Genomic DNA, 15800 nt, shown 5'->3' with positions numbered 1-15800 from the left:
GATCATCGCATCCCCCGGCGGCCAAGTGTAGGGACCGGGCCCGTAAGGGCGAGGTGAACCTGACACGCGGCCCCTCCCGCCACCCCTATCTGGTTCGCAACCGGAGCCGGACCGCCGGTAGGCTGCCCCTGAGTAACCAATAGGCAGCATCACTACAGGTGGTTCTCGCAAACCGACCGCCGCACACCCGAAGGACGCGCGTGTTCATCGCCGGATTCCCCGCTGGAGCCTGGGGCACCAACTGCTACCTGGTCGCTCCGGCGGCGGGCGAGGAGTGCGTCATCGTCGATCCGGGCCACCAGGCGGCCCGCGGCGTCGAGGAAATGGTCCGCGAGCACCGGCTCAAGCCGGTCGCCGTGCTGCTCACGCACGGCCACATCGACCACGTGGCCTCGGTGGTCCCGGTCTGCGGCGCCCGCGGCGTCCCGGCCTGGATCCACCCCGAGGACCGGTACATGATGTCCGACCCGGAGAAGGCGCTCGGCCGCTCCCTGGGCACCCAGCTGATGGGCGAGCTCACCGTCGGCGAGCCCGACGACGTGCGCGAGCTCACCGACGGCAGCGTGCTGGAGCTCGCCGGCCTGCAGCTCACCGTGGACCACGCCCCGGGCCATACCGGGGGGTCGGTGACCTTCCGGACGCCCGGTGCCGAGGACCTCCCCCCGGTGCTGTTCTCGGGCGACCTGCTGTTCGCCGGCTCCATCGGGCGTACCGACCTCCCGGGCGGGGACAGCGAGGCGATCATGACGTCGCTGGCCCGGGTGTGCCTGCCCCTCGACGATTCCACCGTGGTCCTCTCCGGCCACGGCGGTCAGACCACCATCGGCCGCGAGCGCGCCACCAACCCCTACCTCCGACAGGCAGCAGGGGCGGCAGGCGCCCCGGCTTTCCCGCGACGAGGAATGTGACGGAAGAGAAGTTGAGCACCTTCACCGCCCCCAAGGGCACCTACGACCTGCTGCCCCCCAGCTCCGCGACCTTCCTGGCGATCCGCGAGCGCATCGCAGCGCCCGCCCGCCGGGCCGGCTACGGCTACGTCGAGACCCCGGTCTTCGAGGACGTGAAGCTCTTCTCCCGCGGCGTCGGCGAGTCCACCGACATCGTCACCAAGGAGATGTACAACCTCACCACCAAGGGCGGTGACGAGCTCGCGCTGCGCCCCGAGGGCACCGCCTCGGTGCTGCGCGCCGCGCTCCAGGCCAACCTGCACAAGCAGGGCAACCTGCCGGTCAAGCTCTGGTACTCCGGCTCGTACTACCGCTACGAGCGCGCCCAGAAGGGCCGCTACCGCCAGTTCTCCCAGGTCGGCGCCGAGGCGATCGGCGCCGAGGACCCGGCGCTGGACGCCGAGCTGATCATCCTGGCCGACGACGCCTTCCGCTCGCTGGGCCTGCGCGACTACTCGCTGCTGCTCAACAGCCTCGGCGACAAGCAGTGCCGCCCGGTCTACCGCGCCGCGCTGATCGAGTTCCTCTCCGGCCTGGACCTGGACGAGGACACCCGCCGCCGCGCCGAGATCAACCCGCTGCGCGTGCTGGACGACAAGCGCGAGTCCGTGCAGGCCCAGCTCACCGGCGCCCCGATGCTGCGCGACTACCTGTGCGAGGACTGCAAGGCGTACGACGAGAAGGTCCGCGAGCTGCTCACCGCGGCCGGCGTCGCCTTCGTGGACGACCCGAAGCTGGTCCGCGGCCTGGACTACTACACCCGCACCACCTTCGAGTTCGTGCACAACGGCCTCGGCGCCCAGTCCGCGATCGGCGGCGGCGGCCGCTACGACGGCCTCTCCGAGATGATCGGCGGCCCGGCGCTGCCGTCCGTCGGCTGGGCGCTCGGCGTGGACCGCACCTTCCTGGCGCTGGAGGCCGAGGGCGTCACCCTCGACCTGCCGGCCGCCACCGCGGTGTACGCGGTCGCGCTCGGCGAGGAGGCCAAGAACGTCCTGTTCGCCAAGGTGATCGAGCTGCGCCGGGCCGGCGTGGCCACCGACCTCGCCTTCGGCGTCAAGAGCATCAAGAACGCCATGAAGTCCGCCGACCGGTCCGGCGCCCGCTTCGCCCTGATCGCCGGGGACCGGGACCTCGCCGAGGGCGTCGTCCAGCTCAAGGACCTGAGCACCGGCGAGCAGACCCCCGTCGGCCTCGACGCACTCGTCACCACCCTGAAGGAGAAGCAGCTGTGATCCGCACGCACGACGCGGGCACGCTCCGCCCGGAGCACGCAGGCACCACCGTCACCCTGGCCGGCTGGGTCGCCCGCCGCCGCGACCACGGCGGCGTGGCCTTCATCGACCTGCGCGACGCCTCCGGCACCGTGCAGATCGTGGTCCGCGACCTCGACTCGGTCCACGGCCTGCGCGCCGAGTACTGCGTCAAGGTCGTCGGCGACGTCCGCGTCCGCCCCGAGGGCAACGAGAACCCCGACATCCCGACCGGCGCGGTCGAGGTCGTCGTCAGCGAGATCGAGGTGCTCTCCGAGGCCGCCCCGCTGCCCTTCCCGGTCGCCGAGTACGAGCCGGGCACGGTCAACGAGGAGGTCCGGCTGCGCTACCGCTACCTGGACCTGCGCCGTGAGGGCCCGGCCAAGGGCCTGCGCCTGCGCTCCAAGGTCAACAACATCATCCGCCGGGTGATGGAGGAGAACGACTACCTCGACATCGAGACGCCGTACCTCACCCGCTCCACCCCCGAGGGCGCCCGCGACTTCCTCGTCCCGGTCCGCCTGCAGCCCGGCCACTGGTACGCGCTGCCGCAGTCGCCCCAGCTGTTCAAGCAGCTGCTGATGGTGGCCGGCATGGAGCGCTACTACCAGATCGCCCGCTGCTTCCGCGACGAGGACTTCCGCGCCGACCGGCAGCCGGAGTTCACCCAGCTGGACATCGAGGCCTCGTTCGTCGACCAGGAGGACATCCTGGCCCTCGGCGAGAAGATCATCGGTGCGATCTGGCGCGAGGTGCACGGCTACGAGGTCCCGAACCCGCTGCCGCGGATGACCTACGCGGACGCCATGGGCCGCTTCGGCTCCGACAAGCCGGACGTCCGCTTCGGCCAGGAACTCACCGACCTCACCGAGTACTTCAAGGGCACCGAGTTCCGCGTCTTCCAGGCCCCGTACGTCGGCGCCGTGGTCATGCCCGGCGGCGCCTCGCAGCCGCGCAAGCAGCTGGACGCCTGGCAGGACTGGGCCAAGGCGCGCGGCGCCAAGGGCCTGGCCTACGTGCTGATCGACGCCGAGACCGGCGAGCTGCGCGGCCCCGTCGCCAAGAACCTCTCCGAGGAGCACCTGGCCGGCCTGGCCGCCGCCGCGGGCGCCAAGAACGGCGACGCGGTCTTCTTCGCGGCCGGCAAGGAGCGCGCCTCCCAGGAGCTGCTCGGCGCCGCCCGCCTGGAGATCGGCCGCCGCTGCGAGCTGATCGACGAGTCCAAGTGGGCCTTCCTCTGGGTCGTCGACTTCCCGATGTTCGAGCCGATCGAGGACGACAAGGGCGCCTTCCAGGGCTGGCACGCGGTGCACCACCCGTTCACCGCCCCGACCAAGGAGTCGCTGGACACCTTCGACACCGACCCGGGCTCGGCGCTGTCCAACGCGTACGACCTGGTCCTCAACGGCTCGGAGCTGGGCGGCGGTTCGATCCGTATCCACCAGCGCGACGTGCAGAAGCGGGCGTTCGACGCGATCGGCCTCTCCGAGGAGGAGGCGGCCTCGCAGTTCGGCTTCCTGCTGGACGCCTTCAACTACGGCCCGCCGCCGCACGGTGGTGTCGCCTTCGGCCTCGACCGGATCGTCACGCTGCTCGGCGGGTACGACACCATCCGGGACGTCATCGCCTTCCCGAAGACGTCCACCGGTGGCGACCCGCTGACCGGCGCGCCGACCCCGATCACTCCGGCGCAGCGCCGCGAGGCCGGCGTGGACGCCAAGCCCAAGGTCCGCGAGGACGCCAAGTCCGAGGCTGAGCCCAAGGCCTGACGAAGCGTCACATCCGCTAACCTGCAACGGCCCCGGACGGTCCACCCACCGTCCGGGGCCGGTCCACAACGACGTGTGACACAGGGAGAGTTGACCGATGCAGGTCATAACGAGAGTGGAACGTCCGGCGGACGCCCCGGCGACCAGACGCGTCCACATGGCCGCGTTCCCCGGTCCGGACGAGGCGGACCTGGTGGACGCGCTGCGCCGCGATCCCGCCTGGCTGCCCGGGCTGTCCGTGGTCGCGGTCGACGGGACCGGCCTGGTGGTCGGCCACGCCCTGCTGACCCGGCTGCGGGTCGGGGACGGTGAGGCGCTGGCGCTCGCGCCGGTCGCCGTGGCACCGGAGTGGCAGCGCAGGGGAGTCGGCGAACTCGTCGTCCGGGCCGCGCTGTCGGCGGCCGAGGACGCGGGGGAGAAGCTCGTGGTCGTCCTCGGCGACCCGGCGTACTACGCGCGGTTCGGCTTCTCGCCGGCCGGGCGGCACGAGGTCGTCGGCCCGTTCGAGGTGCCGGACGCGTACTTCCAGGCACTGCCGCTGGCGTCGTACGACGGCGGCCCGCGCGGGCTCTGCCGCTACCCCGAGCCCTTCGTCGCGGTCTAGACCGCCGCGGCTCCTCCTCGGTCCGTCCCGCCGCCGGTTCGTCCCGCCGCCGGTCCGTCCCGGTCCGCCCTGCGGACCCGCCGTGCTGCGCCTACGGTGAGTGTGCATCAGCACGGGTCGGACGGAGGATCAGAGGGTGGCCGCGAAGCCGGAGCGACTGGCGAGGAAGCCGTACGAGCGGGAGCTGCTGCGGCTGCAGCAGGAGCTGGTGAAGCTCCAGGAGTGGGTGCGGGTCGAGGGCGCCCGGCTGGTGGTGGTCTTCGAAGGACGTGACGCCGCGGGAAAGGGCGGAGCGATCAAGCGGGTGACGGAGTACCTGAACCCGCGCATCGCCCGGGTCGCGGCGCTGCCCACGCCGACCGAGCGGGAGAAGACCCAGTGGTACTTCCAGCGGTACGTGGAGTACCTGCCCGCGGCCGGGGAGATCGTGCTCTTCGACCGCAGCTGGTACAACCGCGCCGGGGTCGAGCGGGTGATGGGCTTCTGCTCCGACGAGGACTACTGGCAGTTCCTGCACCAGTGCCCGAACTTCGAGCGGATGCTGATCGAGGCGGGCATCCTGCTGCGCAAGTACTGGTTCTCGGTGAGCGACACCGAGCAGGAACAGCGTTTCCGGGCCCGGCTGGGGGACCCGATGAAGCGCTGGAAGCTCTCCCCGATGGACGTCGAGTCGATCACCCACTGGGAGGACTACTCGCGGGCCAAGGACGAGATGTTCATCCACACCGACATCCCGGATTCGCCCTGGCACGTGGTGGAGAGTGACGACAAGCGGCGGGCCCGGATCAACATGATCGCCCACCTGCTGTCCACCGTGCCGTACCACGAGATCAAGGCGCCGCGGATCGACCTGCCGCCGCGCCCGGCCCCGCGCGGCTACCAGCGGCCCCCGCGCGACCTGCAGAAGTACGTCCCGGACCACGCTGCCAGACTGGAGTAGACGGGGCCCGCCGGGCGCTGCTGTCGAGAACCGGCCCCGTGTGGCGCCCGGGCGTCCGCAGGAGGCGCGCTCATGTTCGTCCGTACCGTCTACGCCACCGGCAACCCGGAGCGGATCGACCGGACCCTCGACGGGTTCAGGGCCGAGGCCGTCGGGCTGCTCACCGCCCAGCCCGGCTACCGGGGCTACGGGCTGTTCGCCGACCGCGAGCTCGGCAAGATCACCATGGGTTCGTGGTGGGAGTCCGCGCAGGCCGAGCGGGACAGCGACCGGGAGCTGCGGGCGCGCCGCGCCGAGCTGCTGGCGCCGTTCGAGGGCACGGCGGCCACCGCCCTGTGGGAGGTCGCGGTGGAGACCCCGCCCGGCGAGGCCGGGCCGGGCGCCTGGTTCCGCGTGGTGCGCACCGACGCCGACCCGGCCGCGGTGGACCGGATGGCGGAAGTCTTCCGGGACCGCGCGCTGCCGGTGCTGGAGAAGTCGCCGGGGTTCGTCTCCGCGGCGATGCTGGTCGACCGGGCGACCGGGCGCGCCTCGGTGGGCGCGATCTTCGCGGACCGGGAGACGCTGGTGGCCTCGCGCGGTCCGCAGGCCGACGCCCGGGCGAGGGCGGTCGCGGCGGCCGGCGTCACGGTGTGGTCGCTGGAGGAGTTCGAGGTCGTCCTGCTCGACCACCGTCGCTCGTAGGGCCCGGCCCCGGACCGCCCCGGCGTGTCGGCGGCCTCGCATAGGCTTCCGGTGTGGACGAACCGGACCTCTTCACCGCCGCCGCCGAGGAACTCCAGACCAGGGAGCCCGGCCGGGCGCCGCTGGCCGTACGGATGCGCCCGCGCACCCTGGACGAGGTGGCCGGGCAGCGGCAGCTGCTGAAGCCCGGCTCGCCGCTGCGGCGGCTGGTCACGAGCTCGCGCGGGCCGGCGGCCACCAGCTCGGTGATCCTCTGGGGCCCGCCCGGCACCGGGAAGACCACGCTGGCGCACGTGATCAGCCAGGCCGTCGAGGGGCGCTTCGTCGAGCTGTCCGCGATCACCGCCGGGGTCAAGGAGGTCCGGGCGGTGATCGACGGCGCCCGGCGCGCGGTCGGGATGTCCGGCCGGGAGACGGTGCTCTTCCTGGACGAGATCCACCGCTTCTCCAAGGCCCAGCAGGACTCGCTGCTGCCGGCCGTCGAGAACCGCTGGGTCACGCTGATCGCGGCGACCACCGAGAACCCGTACTTCTCCGTGATCTCCCCGCTGCTGTCCCGCTCGCTGCTGCTCACCCTGGAGTCGCTGACCGACGAGGACATCCGCGCACTGCTGCGCCGGGCGGTGGCCGACGAGCGCGGCCTGGAGGGCGCGCTGGAGCTGACCGAGGAGGCCGAGGACCACCTGGTCCGGCTGGCCGGCGGGGACGCCCGGCGGGCGCTCACCACGCTGGAGGCGGCGGCCGGGGCGGCGCTGGAGAAGGGCGAGCCGAGCATCACGCTGGCCACCACGGAGACGGCCGTCAACCACGCGGCGGTCCGCTACGACAAGGACGGCGACCAGCACTACGACGTGGCGAGCGCGCTGATCAAGTCGATCCGCGGCAGCGACGTGGACGCGACCCTGCACTACCTGGCCCGGATGATCGAGGCGGGGGAGGACCCGCGGTTCATCGCCCGCCGGCTGATGATCTCGGCCAGCGAGGACGTCGGCCTGGCGGACCCGACGGCGCTGCAGACGGCGGTGGCGGCCGCGCAGGCGGTGGCGCTGATCGGCTTCCCGGAGGCGCGGATCATCCTCTCCCAGGCGGCGATCGCGCTGGCGCTGGCGCCCAAGTCCAACGCGGCGTACCTGGCGATCGACGCGGCGCTGGCGGACGTCCGGCAGGGCCTGGCGGGTGCGGTGCCGGCACACCTGCGGGACGCCCACTACGGCGGCGCGGGCAAGCTCGGCCACGGCAAGGGCTACCGGTACCCGCACGACCTGCCGGAGGGCATCGCCGCCCAGCAGTACGCCCCGGACGCGGTGCACGGCCGGGAGTACTACCAGCCGACCCGGCGCGGCGGCGAGGCGCGGTACGCGGACGTCGTGGAGTGGACCCGGGGGCGGTTGCGCGGCGAGCGGCGCAGCGAGCAGAAGGCGGAGCGGCAGGCCGGGAAACCCGAGCAGCAGGCGGAGCGGCAGCCCGGGAAGGCCGAGCGGGAGCCGGAGCGGGAGCCCGGGCACAAGGGCGAGTGACCGGCGGCTATACTCGGTCGGAGTGCCATGTCCCGGGACGGCGGCGGGGGAGACCCCACCGACCGGCCGCACCAGCGGGACATCGGCGGTAGGCCCCTTCCGAGGGGCCCGCACCAGGAGCGTCGCGCACCGTTTCGGTGTCGCGGGTGGCCCAGGTTCTGGGCCGGCCCGTGTGACAAGCACTTTCGTGCCCGGCTCCGGAGAGCGGCTGATCCCATCGCGCAGGCGGCGGGGTTTTCTCCGGGTCGCGACATGCGACCTCCGTCAACACCTGGTGAAGCCGTATTCGTGAGCAAGGAAGGTTTGGTTCATGGCGAACCAGAAGCGTCCCAAGGTCAAGATCGCGCGTGCGCTCGGCGTGCCGCTGACCCCGAAGTCCGTCAAGTACTTCGAGGCCCGCCCGTACCCGCCCGGCCAGCACGGCCGTGGTCGCAAGCAGAACTCGGACTACAAGGTCCGTCTGCTTGAGAAGCAGCGTCTTCGCGCCCAGTACGACCTGAGCGAGAAGCAGCTGTCGCGTGCGTTCGACCGCGCGAAGAAGGCCGAGGGCAAGACCGGTGAGGCGCTCGTCGCCGAGCTGGAGACCCGTCTGGACTCCCTGGTCCTGCGTTCGGGCATCGCCCGCACCATCTACCAGGCCCGCCAGATGGTCGTCCACGGCCACATCGAGGTCAACGGTGGCAAGGTCAACAAGCCGTCGTTCCAGATGAAGCCGGGCTTCGTGGTGACCGTCCGCGAGCGCAGCAAGGAGAAGGTCCCCTTCCAGGTCGCCCGTGAGGGTGGCTACGCGGGTGAGGGCCAGACCCCGAAGTACCTTGAGGTCAACCTGAAGGCCCTGGCCTTCCGCCTGGACCGTGCGCCGCAGCGCAAGGAGGTCCCGGTGATCTGTGACGAGCAGCTCGTCGTCGAGTACTACTCGCGCTGACCCGCGAGCGGTTCCGCTCTTCGCAGGACCACGAGTGAGCCCCCGTCGCCTTTCGAGGCGGCGGGGGCTTGCCCCTTTTCCGGGCGCCGCCGGTTCTCCGGGTGCCGCCGGTTCTCCCGACGTCGCCGGTTTCCCGGGCGCCGCCGGTCAGACGCTCTCGCCGGCCATCGCGGCGGCCAGCCGCAGGTGCGGGCGGGCCTCCTCGGTGCGGCCCTGGCGCTCCAGGGTGCGGCCGAGCATCATCCGGGCGTAGTCCTCGGCCGGGTCGGCGTCCAGGATCCGGATCAACTCGGCCTCGGCGCGGCCGAGTTGGGCGGAGTGGTAGTAGCTGCGGGCGAGCAGCAGCCGGACGGAGAGGTTGGCCGGCTCCTCGGCCAGCACGCCCTCAAGCATGCGGGCGGCGTCGGTGTACGCCTTGGAGTCGAAGTAGAACGTCGCCATGCGGTACTCGTCGGCGGTGTTGTGGACGGCCATGGTGCTCCTTCCGGGTGGATCCTTGCCTCCTCAAGCAACGGACAAGTTTCAACTATTCCGGACCGGCGAGGGGGCCGGCGCGGGCGGCACCGAGCAGGGCCCCGGACCGCGCTCGGGGCCCTCCGCCGAGCCTCCGCCGCCGAGCGCCCGGCTGACGGCCTCGTCCACGTCCAGCCGGGCCCCGGCCTCGTAGCACTCCCGGTACTCCTGCTCGGTCAGCCCGGCCCGGGCCCGCTCCGCGCACTCCTGGTGGGTGCCGAAGAAGTTCCGCGAGCCGAGGAACGGCGTGCCGACCGCGCGCCAGATCCGGTGCGCGGCGCCCTGCAGCACCCGGGCCTCGCGCAGGTCGCCCGCCTCGTCCGGGCCGTTCGGCTCGGTCTCCAGCAGCGCCAGCAGGTCGATCCCCAGCACGATGCCGAGCAGGTCGTGGAAGAGGTGGTTCAGCCGCACGCACTCCCGGGCCAGCGCGCGGGCCGCCTGGACCGCGCCGTCCAGCCAGTGCGAGTACGCCGTCGCGTACAGCACGTACGCGTACGCCCACTGCTCGCCGTGCTCCTCGCACAGTTCGCGGGCCTGGCCGAACCAGAGCTCACCGCTGTCCAGGTCGCCCTGGAACAGGTAGGCCAGGCCGAGCTCCAGCATGGCCATCGCGACGTTGCTGTTGAGCTCGCCGATGGTCCGGTAGTGCCAGAGCGCCTCCTCGAACAGCTCGGCGGCGCGGTGCGGGTCGTCGCCGATCAGGGCGGCGCAGCCCTGGCGGTGGACGGCGTAGGCGAGGGCCCGGTCGTCACCGGTGTCCAGGGCCTGGCGGCGGCACTCCTCCAGGGCGGGACGGGCGGCGGCCAGGTCCCCCTGGAGCGTGGCCGTGTAGCCGGTCACCCAGAGCGCCTTGGCCCGGGCCTCGGTGGGTTCGCGGTCCAGTGCGAGTGCGCGGTCCAGCCAGTGCCGGCCCTCGCCGAGGTGGCCGCAGCCGACCCAGTAGAACCAGAGCGTGCCGGCCAGCAGCAGGGCGATCTGCTCCTCGCCGGGCTCGCCGAGGCAGAACTCCAGCGCCGCTCGGAGGTTGGTGTGGGCCAGCGCGGTGCGTTCGGCGGTCTCCGCCTGGCGGGGGCCGAACCACTCCACCTCGCCCCAGGTGGCGACGCCCAGGTACCAGTCCCGGTGGCGGCGGCGCAGCCGCGGCTCCTCGCCGGCGGCGCGCAGCCAGTGGCCGCCGTACTCGCGCAGGGTGTCCAGCAGCCGGAAGCGGACGCCGAAGGCGCTGTCCTCGCGCAGCACCACGGACTTGGCGACCAGCTCGTCGAGCAGGTCCAGCACGTCCTCGGGCTCGATGCCGTCGCCGGCGCAGACGTACTCGGCGGCCTCAAGGTCGAAGCTGCCGGCGAAGATCGACAGGCGGGCCCAGAGTAAACGTTCCTGCACCGTGCAGAGCTCGTGACTCCAGCCGATCGTCGTCCGCAGCGTCTGGTGCCGCGGCAGGGCCGTCCGGGAGCCGCCGGTGAGCAGCCGGAAGCGGTCGTCCAGGCGGGCGGTGATCTGCTCCACGGACAGCGCCCGCAGCCGCCCGGCCGCCAGCTCCACGGCCAGCGGGATGCCGTCCAGCCGTCGGCAGAGCAGGCCGACCGCCTCGGCGTTGGCCTCGGTCACCGCGAAGGAGGGCAGCACCGCCCGGGCCCGGTCGGCGAACAGCCGCACCGCGTCCGGCAGCGCGCCGGGCCCGGCGGGCCCGGCCGGCGCCGGGTCGACCGGCAGCGGCGCGAGGGTCAGCAGGTGCTCGCCGGAGGCGCGCAGCGCGGTGCGGCTGGTGGCCAGCAGGCGCAGGCCGGGCAGCGCCCGCAGCAGCGCGTCCGCCAGCTCGGCGCAGGCCTCGACCAGGTGCTCGCAGCCGTCCAGCACCAGCAGCAGGCGGCGGCCGGCCAGCCGCTCGGTCAGCACGTCCAGCGGCGGACGGGCGGTGCCGTCGGTCAGCCGCAGGGCCTCCAGGACGGCGTGGCCGAGCAGCAGCGGGTCCTGCACCGGGGCGATGTCCACCAGCCAGGTGCCGTCCGGGAACCCGCCGCCCGCGCGGGCCGCCGCGCGCAGCGCCAGCCGGCTCTTGCCCACCCCGCCCGGACCGGTCACCGTCACCAGCCGGGCCGTGGCCAGCAGACCCGCCAGTTCGGCCAGTTCCCGCTGCCGCCCGACGAAGCCGGTCACCTCGGCCGGCAGCCGGCCGTGCTCCGGCTCGCGCGGCCCCGCCGGGGGCTCCCCGGGCTGTGCTGTCCAGTCGCCGGCCAAGCGCTGCTCCCGTCTCCCAGGCCGGACCGTTCGCGGCCCGGACGTGCTCGGGCCGTCCGCGCGACGGCCTGCCTGGCAGAACGAGGTGACCGGCCGGTAGGTTACGCGCGCGGATCGCACACCCGGTCGGACCGACCGCGTCGACAACCCGGTCCGGAAACCGGGCGTGGGCGCGATAGGGTTCCGTCTGGAGAACAGCAAGGCGAGGGAGCGCGCAAAGGTGTCCGTGGGAGAGCTGGCCGGATTGCTCGTCGCCGTGTTCTGGGCGGTCCTGGTCACCCTGCTCGCCGTGGTCCTCGTCCGCCTCTCGCGGGTGCTGAAGGAGGCCGCCGTCCTGGTCTCCGCCGTCACCGAACAGGCCGTGCCGCTGCTGACCGACGCGGGCGCCGCGGTGCGCAGCGCCAACGAGCAGCTGGAGCGGGTGGACGAGATCACCGCCAACGTGCAGGACGCCGCCGCCAACGCCAACGCGCTCTCCTCCACCGTGGCCGCCACCCTGGGCGGACCGCTGGTGAAGGTCGCGGCCTTCAGCTACGGCGTCCGCAAGGCCGTCGCCAAGCAGCAGGGCCACCTGCCGTCCGTGCCGCTGCAGACCGGCGAGCGCGACGAGCTGGCCCGGCTGATCCGGGCCGAGGTGCGTGCCGCGACCGCGCCCAGGGGCGGCCTGCTCTCCAGGGTCCGTCGAGCGGTGAGGGGCTGACGTCATGGCACGCATCTTCTGGATGGCGGTCGGCGCCGGTGCCGCGGTGTGGGCCATGAAGAAGGCCAACGGCGCGGTGCAGAAGCTCACGCCGGACAGCCTCTCCGGTACCGCCGCGCGCGGCGCGCTGCACCTGGGCGACCTCGCCAAGCAGTTCGCCCAGGACGTGCGGGCCGGCATGGCCGAGCGCGAGGAGCAGCTGAAGGACGACCTCGGGCTGCACGGCACCGCCGTGGTGGAGCCCCGAAGAGTCCTGCGCGGCGAGCCGCAGTACCGAGCTATCTCGGCGGCGCCCGGAAGCCGGGCCGCCGCCCTGCCCCCCGCCCGCGGTTCCCGAACCGCTCCCCAAGCCATTGAAGAAACGCCCCGCCGCGCCCTGCCGCCGCGGGGCGGCACCCCGAACCGGAAGGACCAATAATGGAGTCGGCTGAGATCCGCCGCCGCTGGCTGCGCTTCTTCGAGGAGCGCGGCCACACCGTCGTTCCGTCGGCGTCCCTGGTCGCCGACGACCCCACCCTGCTGCTCGTCAACGCCGGCATGGTGCCGTTCAAGCCCTACTTCCTGGGCGAGGTCAAGCCGCAGTTCTCGCGCGCCACCAGCGTCCAGAAGTGCGTGCGCACCCTGGACATCGAGGAGGTCGGGAAGACCACCCGGCACGGCTCCTTCTTCCAGATGTGCGGCAACTTCTCCTTCGGCGACTACTTCAAGGAAGGAGCCATCAAGTTCGCGTGGGACCTGCTCACCACGCCCGTCGCGGACGGTGGCTACGGCCTGGAGGAGGAGAAGCTCTGGATCACCGTCTACAAGGACGACGACGAGGCCGAGCAGATCTGGCGTGACGTCATCGGCGTCCCCGCCGAGCGGATCCAGCGCCTCGGCATGAAGGACAACTTCTGGTCGATGGGCGTCCCCGGCCCGTGCGGCCCGTGCTCGGAGATCAACTACGACCGCGGCCCCGCGTACGGCGAGGAGGGCGGCCCGGCCGTCAACGGCGAGCGCTACCTGGAGATCTGGAACCTGGTCTTCATGCAGTACGAGCGCGGCCACGGCGACGGCAAGGACGGCTTCGAGATCCTCGGCGACCTGCCGAGCAAGAACATCGACACCGGCCTCGGCCTGGAGCGCCTCGCCGCCATCCTGCAGGGCGTCGACAACCTCTTCGAGATCGACACCAGCCGGATGATCCTCGACCGCGCCGCCGAGCTGACCGGTCACGCCTACGGCGCCGACCACAAGTCGGACGTCTCGCTGCGCGTGGTCACCGACCACATCCGCACCGCGCTGATGCTGGTCGGCGACGGCGTCACCCCCGGCAACGAGGGCCGCGGCTACGTGCTGCGCCGCATCCTGCGCCGCGCCATCCGCAACATGCGCCTGCTGGGCGCCACCGAGCCGGTGGCCAAGGAGCTCATCGACGTCGCCATCAAGGCGATGGCGCCGCAGTACCCCGAGCTGGAGGCCGACCGCAAGCGCATCGAGACGGTCGTCGTCGGCGAGGAGGCGGCCTTCCTGCAGACCCTGAAGGCCGGCACCAACCTGCTGGACGCCGCGGTCACCGACACCAAGCAGTCCGGCGGCGTGGTGCTCTCCGGCGAGCAGGCGTTCAAGCTGCACGACACCTACGGCTTCCCGATCGACCTCACCCTGGAGATGGCCGAGGAGCAGGGCCTCCAGGTGGACGAGGCCGGCTTCCGCCGCCTGATGCAGGAGCAGCGGGACCGCGCCAAGGCGGACGCCAAGGCCAAGAAGATGGGCCACGCCGACGTCGCCGCGTACCGCGAGGTCGCCGACAAGTCCGGTGCGAGCGTCTTCACCGGCTACTCCCTCACCGAGGGCGAGGCCACCGTGGTCGGCCTGCTGGTGGACGGCGTGCCCTCGCCGGCCGCCTCCGAGGGCGACGAGATCGAGATCATCCTCGACCGCACCCCGTTCTACGCCGAGGGCGGCGGCCAGCTCGCCGACCACGGCCGGATCCGGCTGGAGTCCGGCGCGGTGGTGGAGATCCGCGACGTGCAGCAGCCCGTCCCGGGCGTCATCGTGCACTCCGGCGGCGTGCTGTTCGGCGAGGTCGTGCTGGGCGCCTCGGCGTACGCCACGATCGACACCGAGCGCCGCCGGGCGATCGCCCGCGCCCACTCGGCCACCCACCTGACCCACCAGGCGCTGCGCGACGCGCTCGGCCCGACGGCCGCCCAGGCCGGCTCCGAGAACGCCCCCGGCCGCTTCCGCTTCGACTTCGGCTCGCCCGCGGCCGTCCCGGGCACCGTGCTGGTCGACGTCGAGCAGAAGATCAACGACGTGCTGGGCCGCGAACTCGACGTCACCGCCGAGGTCATGACGATGGACCAGGCCCGCAAGGCCGGCGCCATCGCGATGTTCGGCGAGAAGTACGGCGACGAGGTCCGGGTCGTCACCATCGGCGACTTCTCCAAGGAGCTGTGCGGTGGCACGCACGTCGGCAACACCGCCCAGCTGGGCCTGGTGAAGCTGCTCGGCGAGTCCTCGATCGGCTCCGGCGTGCGCCGCGTGGAGGCGCTGGTCGGCGTCGACGCGTACAAGTTCCTGGCGCGTGAGCACACCGTGGTCTCCCAGCTCACCGATCTGGTCAAGGGCCGTCCGGAGGAGCTGCCGGAGAAGATCTCGGGCATGCTCGCCAAGCTCAAGGACGCCGAGAAGGAGATCGAGCGCTTCCGCGCCGAGAAGGTGCTGGCCGCCGCGGCGGGCCTGGCCGACTCGGCCGAGGACGTGCACGGCATCGCCGTGGTCGCCGCGCAGGTCGCCGACGGCGTGGGTGCGGACGAGCTGCGCAAGCTGGTCCTGGACGTGCGCGGCCGCCTCGGCTCGCGCCCGGCCGTGGTCGCCGCCTTCACCGTGGCGAACGACCGCCCGCTGACCGTGATCGCCACCAACGAGGACGCCCGCGGTCGCGGCATCAAGGCCGGCGAGCTGGTCCGGACCGCCGCCAAGACCCTCGGCGGCGGCGGTGGCGGCAAGGACGACGTGGCCCAGGGCGGCGGCTCCAACCCGGCCGCGGTCGGCGAGGCCATCGCCGCGGTGCGCGGCCTGGTCGCGGAGCGCGCCAGCTGATGGAGCAGGAGGAGAGGCCCTTCCGGCGTGGGCGGCGGATCGCCGTCGACGTCGGTGACGCCCGGATCGGGGTCGCGTCCTGCGACCCCGACGGGGTGCTCGCCACGCCCGTGGAGACCGTCCCGGCCGGCGTGAAGTCGCAGGCCAGGATCGCCGCCATCGTCGACGAGTACGGCGCGATGGAGGTGATCGTCGGGCTGCCGCGCTCGCTGAGCGGCAAGGAGGGCCCGGCGGCGGAGAAGGTCCGGGCGTACGCGGCGCGGCTGGCCAACCGGCTCTACCCGGTGCCGGTGCGGCTGGTGGACGAGCGGATGTCGACCGTCACCGCGACCCACGGGCTGCGGGCGTCGGGGGTCAAGGCGAAGAAGGGCCGCTCGGTGGTCGACCAGGCCGCCGCGGTGGTGATCCTGCAGACCGCCCTTGAGTCCGAACGGGTGAGCGGACGCCCGCCCGGTGAGAGCGTCGAGGCGGTCGGCTGAGGAGCCTGATCTAACGTCCCGATTGAGGGGTGGGGGGGGGGGGGGCCGCCCCCGCCCCCCCCGCGGGGCGGGGGGGGGGGCAGCTCGCGAAGTTGTGTGGGTAGGGGGGAGAGGTGGGTGCGCGCGGCGGGCGCGCCGGCACGC

Annotated in this window: 14 protein-coding genes; 12 read left to right on the top strand and 2 right to left on the bottom strand. The window is 72.7% G+C overall.

Features of this window, described 5'->3' with window-relative positions; translation table 11 throughout:
- Nucleotides 1–200: 200 nt before the first annotated feature.
- The 8 genes from ACIRST_RS06325 to rpsD all read left to right on the top strand — a co-directional run bounded on the left by ACIRST_RS06325 (nucleotide 201) and on the right by rpsD (nucleotide 8639).
- Nucleotides 201–908 (top strand): MBL fold metallo-hydrolase, encoded by a 708-nt coding sequence (locus ACIRST_RS06325; RefSeq protein WP_350521262.1) that lies wholly within the window; start codon nucleotides 201–203, stop codon nucleotides 906–908.
- Nucleotides 909–919: 11 nt separating this feature from the next.
- On the top strand, nucleotides 920–2182 hold the full coding sequence (gene hisS, locus ACIRST_RS06320; RefSeq protein ID WP_350521261.1) for a histidine--tRNA ligase: 1263 nt from the start codon (nucleotides 920–922) through the stop codon (nucleotides 2180–2182).
- The gene (aspS, locus tag ACIRST_RS06315; protein WP_396550434.1) at nucleotides 2179–3969 is read left to right on the top strand and encodes an aspartate--tRNA ligase; all 1791 of its coding nucleotides are present in this window, start codon (nucleotides 2179–2181) and stop codon (nucleotides 3967–3969) included. Before hisS ends, aspS begins: the two co-directional genes overlap by 4 nt.
- Before the next feature lie 97 nt (nucleotides 3970–4066).
- The gene (locus ACIRST_RS06310) at nucleotides 4067–4573 is read left to right on the top strand and encodes an N-acetyltransferase (protein ID WP_350521259.1); all 507 of its coding nucleotides are present in this window, start codon (nucleotides 4067–4069) and stop codon (nucleotides 4571–4573) included.
- A 136-nt stretch (nucleotides 4574–4709) separates the two neighbouring features.
- Nucleotides 4710–5513, top strand: coding sequence for a polyphosphate kinase 2 (ppk2, locus tag ACIRST_RS06305; RefSeq protein ID WP_350521258.1), 804 nt, complete (start codon nucleotides 4710–4712; stop codon nucleotides 5511–5513).
- Nucleotides 5514–5585: 72 nt separating this feature from the next.
- The gene (locus tag ACIRST_RS06300; RefSeq protein ID WP_402800475.1) at nucleotides 5586–6197 is read left to right on the top strand and encodes an antibiotic biosynthesis monooxygenase; all 612 of its coding nucleotides are present in this window, start codon (nucleotides 5586–5588) and stop codon (nucleotides 6195–6197) included.
- Between the two features lie 53 nt (nucleotides 6198–6250).
- The gene (locus ACIRST_RS06295) at nucleotides 6251–7714 is read left to right on the top strand and encodes a replication-associated recombination protein A (RefSeq protein WP_402800474.1); all 1464 of its coding nucleotides are present in this window, start codon (nucleotides 6251–6253) and stop codon (nucleotides 7712–7714) included.
- Between the two features lie 310 nt (nucleotides 7715–8024).
- On the top strand, nucleotides 8025–8639 hold the full coding sequence (gene rpsD, locus ACIRST_RS06290) for a 30S ribosomal protein S4 (RefSeq protein WP_196952100.1): 615 nt from the start codon (nucleotides 8025–8027) through the stop codon (nucleotides 8637–8639).
- Between the two features lie 147 nt (nucleotides 8640–8786).
- On the opposite strand, the gene ACIRST_RS06285 is transcribed toward rpsD, so the two are convergent.
- Both ACIRST_RS06285 and ACIRST_RS06280 read right to left on the bottom strand, forming a co-directional pair.
- Complete coding sequence (locus ACIRST_RS06285; RefSeq protein ID WP_350521255.1) at nucleotides 8787–9113, bottom strand: tetratricopeptide repeat protein; 327 nt, start codon at nucleotides 9111–9113, stop codon at nucleotides 8787–8789.
- A gap of 48 nt (nucleotides 9114–9161) precedes the next feature.
- The gene (locus tag ACIRST_RS06280; RefSeq protein ID WP_402800471.1) at nucleotides 9162–11390 is read right to left on the bottom strand and encodes an ATP-binding protein; all 2229 of its coding nucleotides are present in this window, start codon (nucleotides 11388–11390) and stop codon (nucleotides 9162–9164) included.
- Between the two features lie 220 nt (nucleotides 11391–11610).
- Here ACIRST_RS06280 and ACIRST_RS06275 point away from each other — a divergent pair, with 220 nt between their 5' ends.
- The 4 genes from ACIRST_RS06275 to ruvX are packed head-to-tail and all read left to right on the top strand — an operon-like array spanning nucleotide 11611 to nucleotide 15656.
- Nucleotides 11611–12090 carry a DUF948 domain-containing protein gene (locus ACIRST_RS06275; RefSeq protein ID WP_396550422.1) on the top strand — a complete coding sequence of 160 codons (480 nt, stop codon included), beginning with the start codon at nucleotides 11611–11613 and terminating at the stop codon, nucleotides 12088–12090.
- Between the two features lie 4 nt (nucleotides 12091–12094).
- Nucleotides 12095–12508: a DUF6167 family protein gene (locus ACIRST_RS06270; protein WP_402800470.1), complete on the top strand. Its 414-nt coding sequence runs from the start codon at nucleotides 12095–12097 to the stop codon at nucleotides 12506–12508.
- Nucleotides 12508–15177 carry an alanine--tRNA ligase gene (gene alaS, locus ACIRST_RS06265; protein ID WP_402800469.1) on the top strand — a complete coding sequence of 890 codons (2670 nt, stop codon included), beginning with the start codon at nucleotides 12508–12510 and terminating at the stop codon, nucleotides 15175–15177. Before ACIRST_RS06270 ends, alaS begins: the two co-directional genes overlap by 1 nt.
- Nucleotides 15177–15656: a Holliday junction resolvase RuvX gene (ruvX, locus tag ACIRST_RS06260; RefSeq protein ID WP_350521250.1), complete on the top strand. Its 480-nt coding sequence runs from the start codon at nucleotides 15177–15179 to the stop codon at nucleotides 15654–15656. Before alaS ends, ruvX begins: the two co-directional genes overlap by 1 nt.
- Nucleotides 15657–15800 lie beyond the last annotated feature (144 nt).

It is taken from the genome of Kitasatospora sp. NPDC101447, from assembly GCF_044767225.1.
Classification (GTDB): Bacteria; Actinomycetota; Actinomycetes; order Streptomycetales; family Streptomycetaceae; genus Kitasatospora.
This window is presented reverse-complemented; position numbering and strand designations above follow the sequence as displayed.

Excerpts from the sequence above, each read along its gene's own strand:
- ACIRST_RS06310 (WP_350521259.1), top strand. The coding sequence starts at position 4,067 with ATGCAGGTCATAACGAGAGTGGAACGTCCGGCGGACGCCCCGGCGACC.
- ACIRST_RS06300 (WP_402800475.1), top strand. The coding sequence starts at position 5,586 with ATGTTCGTCCGTACCGTCTACGCCACCGGCAACCCGGAGCGGATCGAC.
- rpsD (WP_196952100.1), top strand. The coding sequence starts at position 8,025 with ATGGCGAACCAGAAGCGTCCCAAGGTCAAGATCGCGCGTGCGCTCGGC.
- ACIRST_RS06285 (WP_350521255.1), bottom strand. The coding sequence starts at position 9,113 with ATGGCCGTCCACAACACCGCCGACGAGTACCGCATGGCGACGTTCTAC.
- ACIRST_RS06270 (WP_402800470.1), top strand. The coding sequence starts at position 12,095 with ATGGCACGCATCTTCTGGATGGCGGTCGGCGCCGGTGCCGCGGTGTGG.
- alaS (WP_402800469.1), top strand. The coding sequence starts at position 12,508 with ATGGAGTCGGCTGAGATCCGCCGCCGCTGGCTGCGCTTCTTCGAGGAG.
- ruvX (WP_350521250.1), top strand. The coding sequence starts at position 15,177 with ATGGAGCAGGAGGAGAGGCCCTTCCGGCGTGGGCGGCGGATCGCCGTC.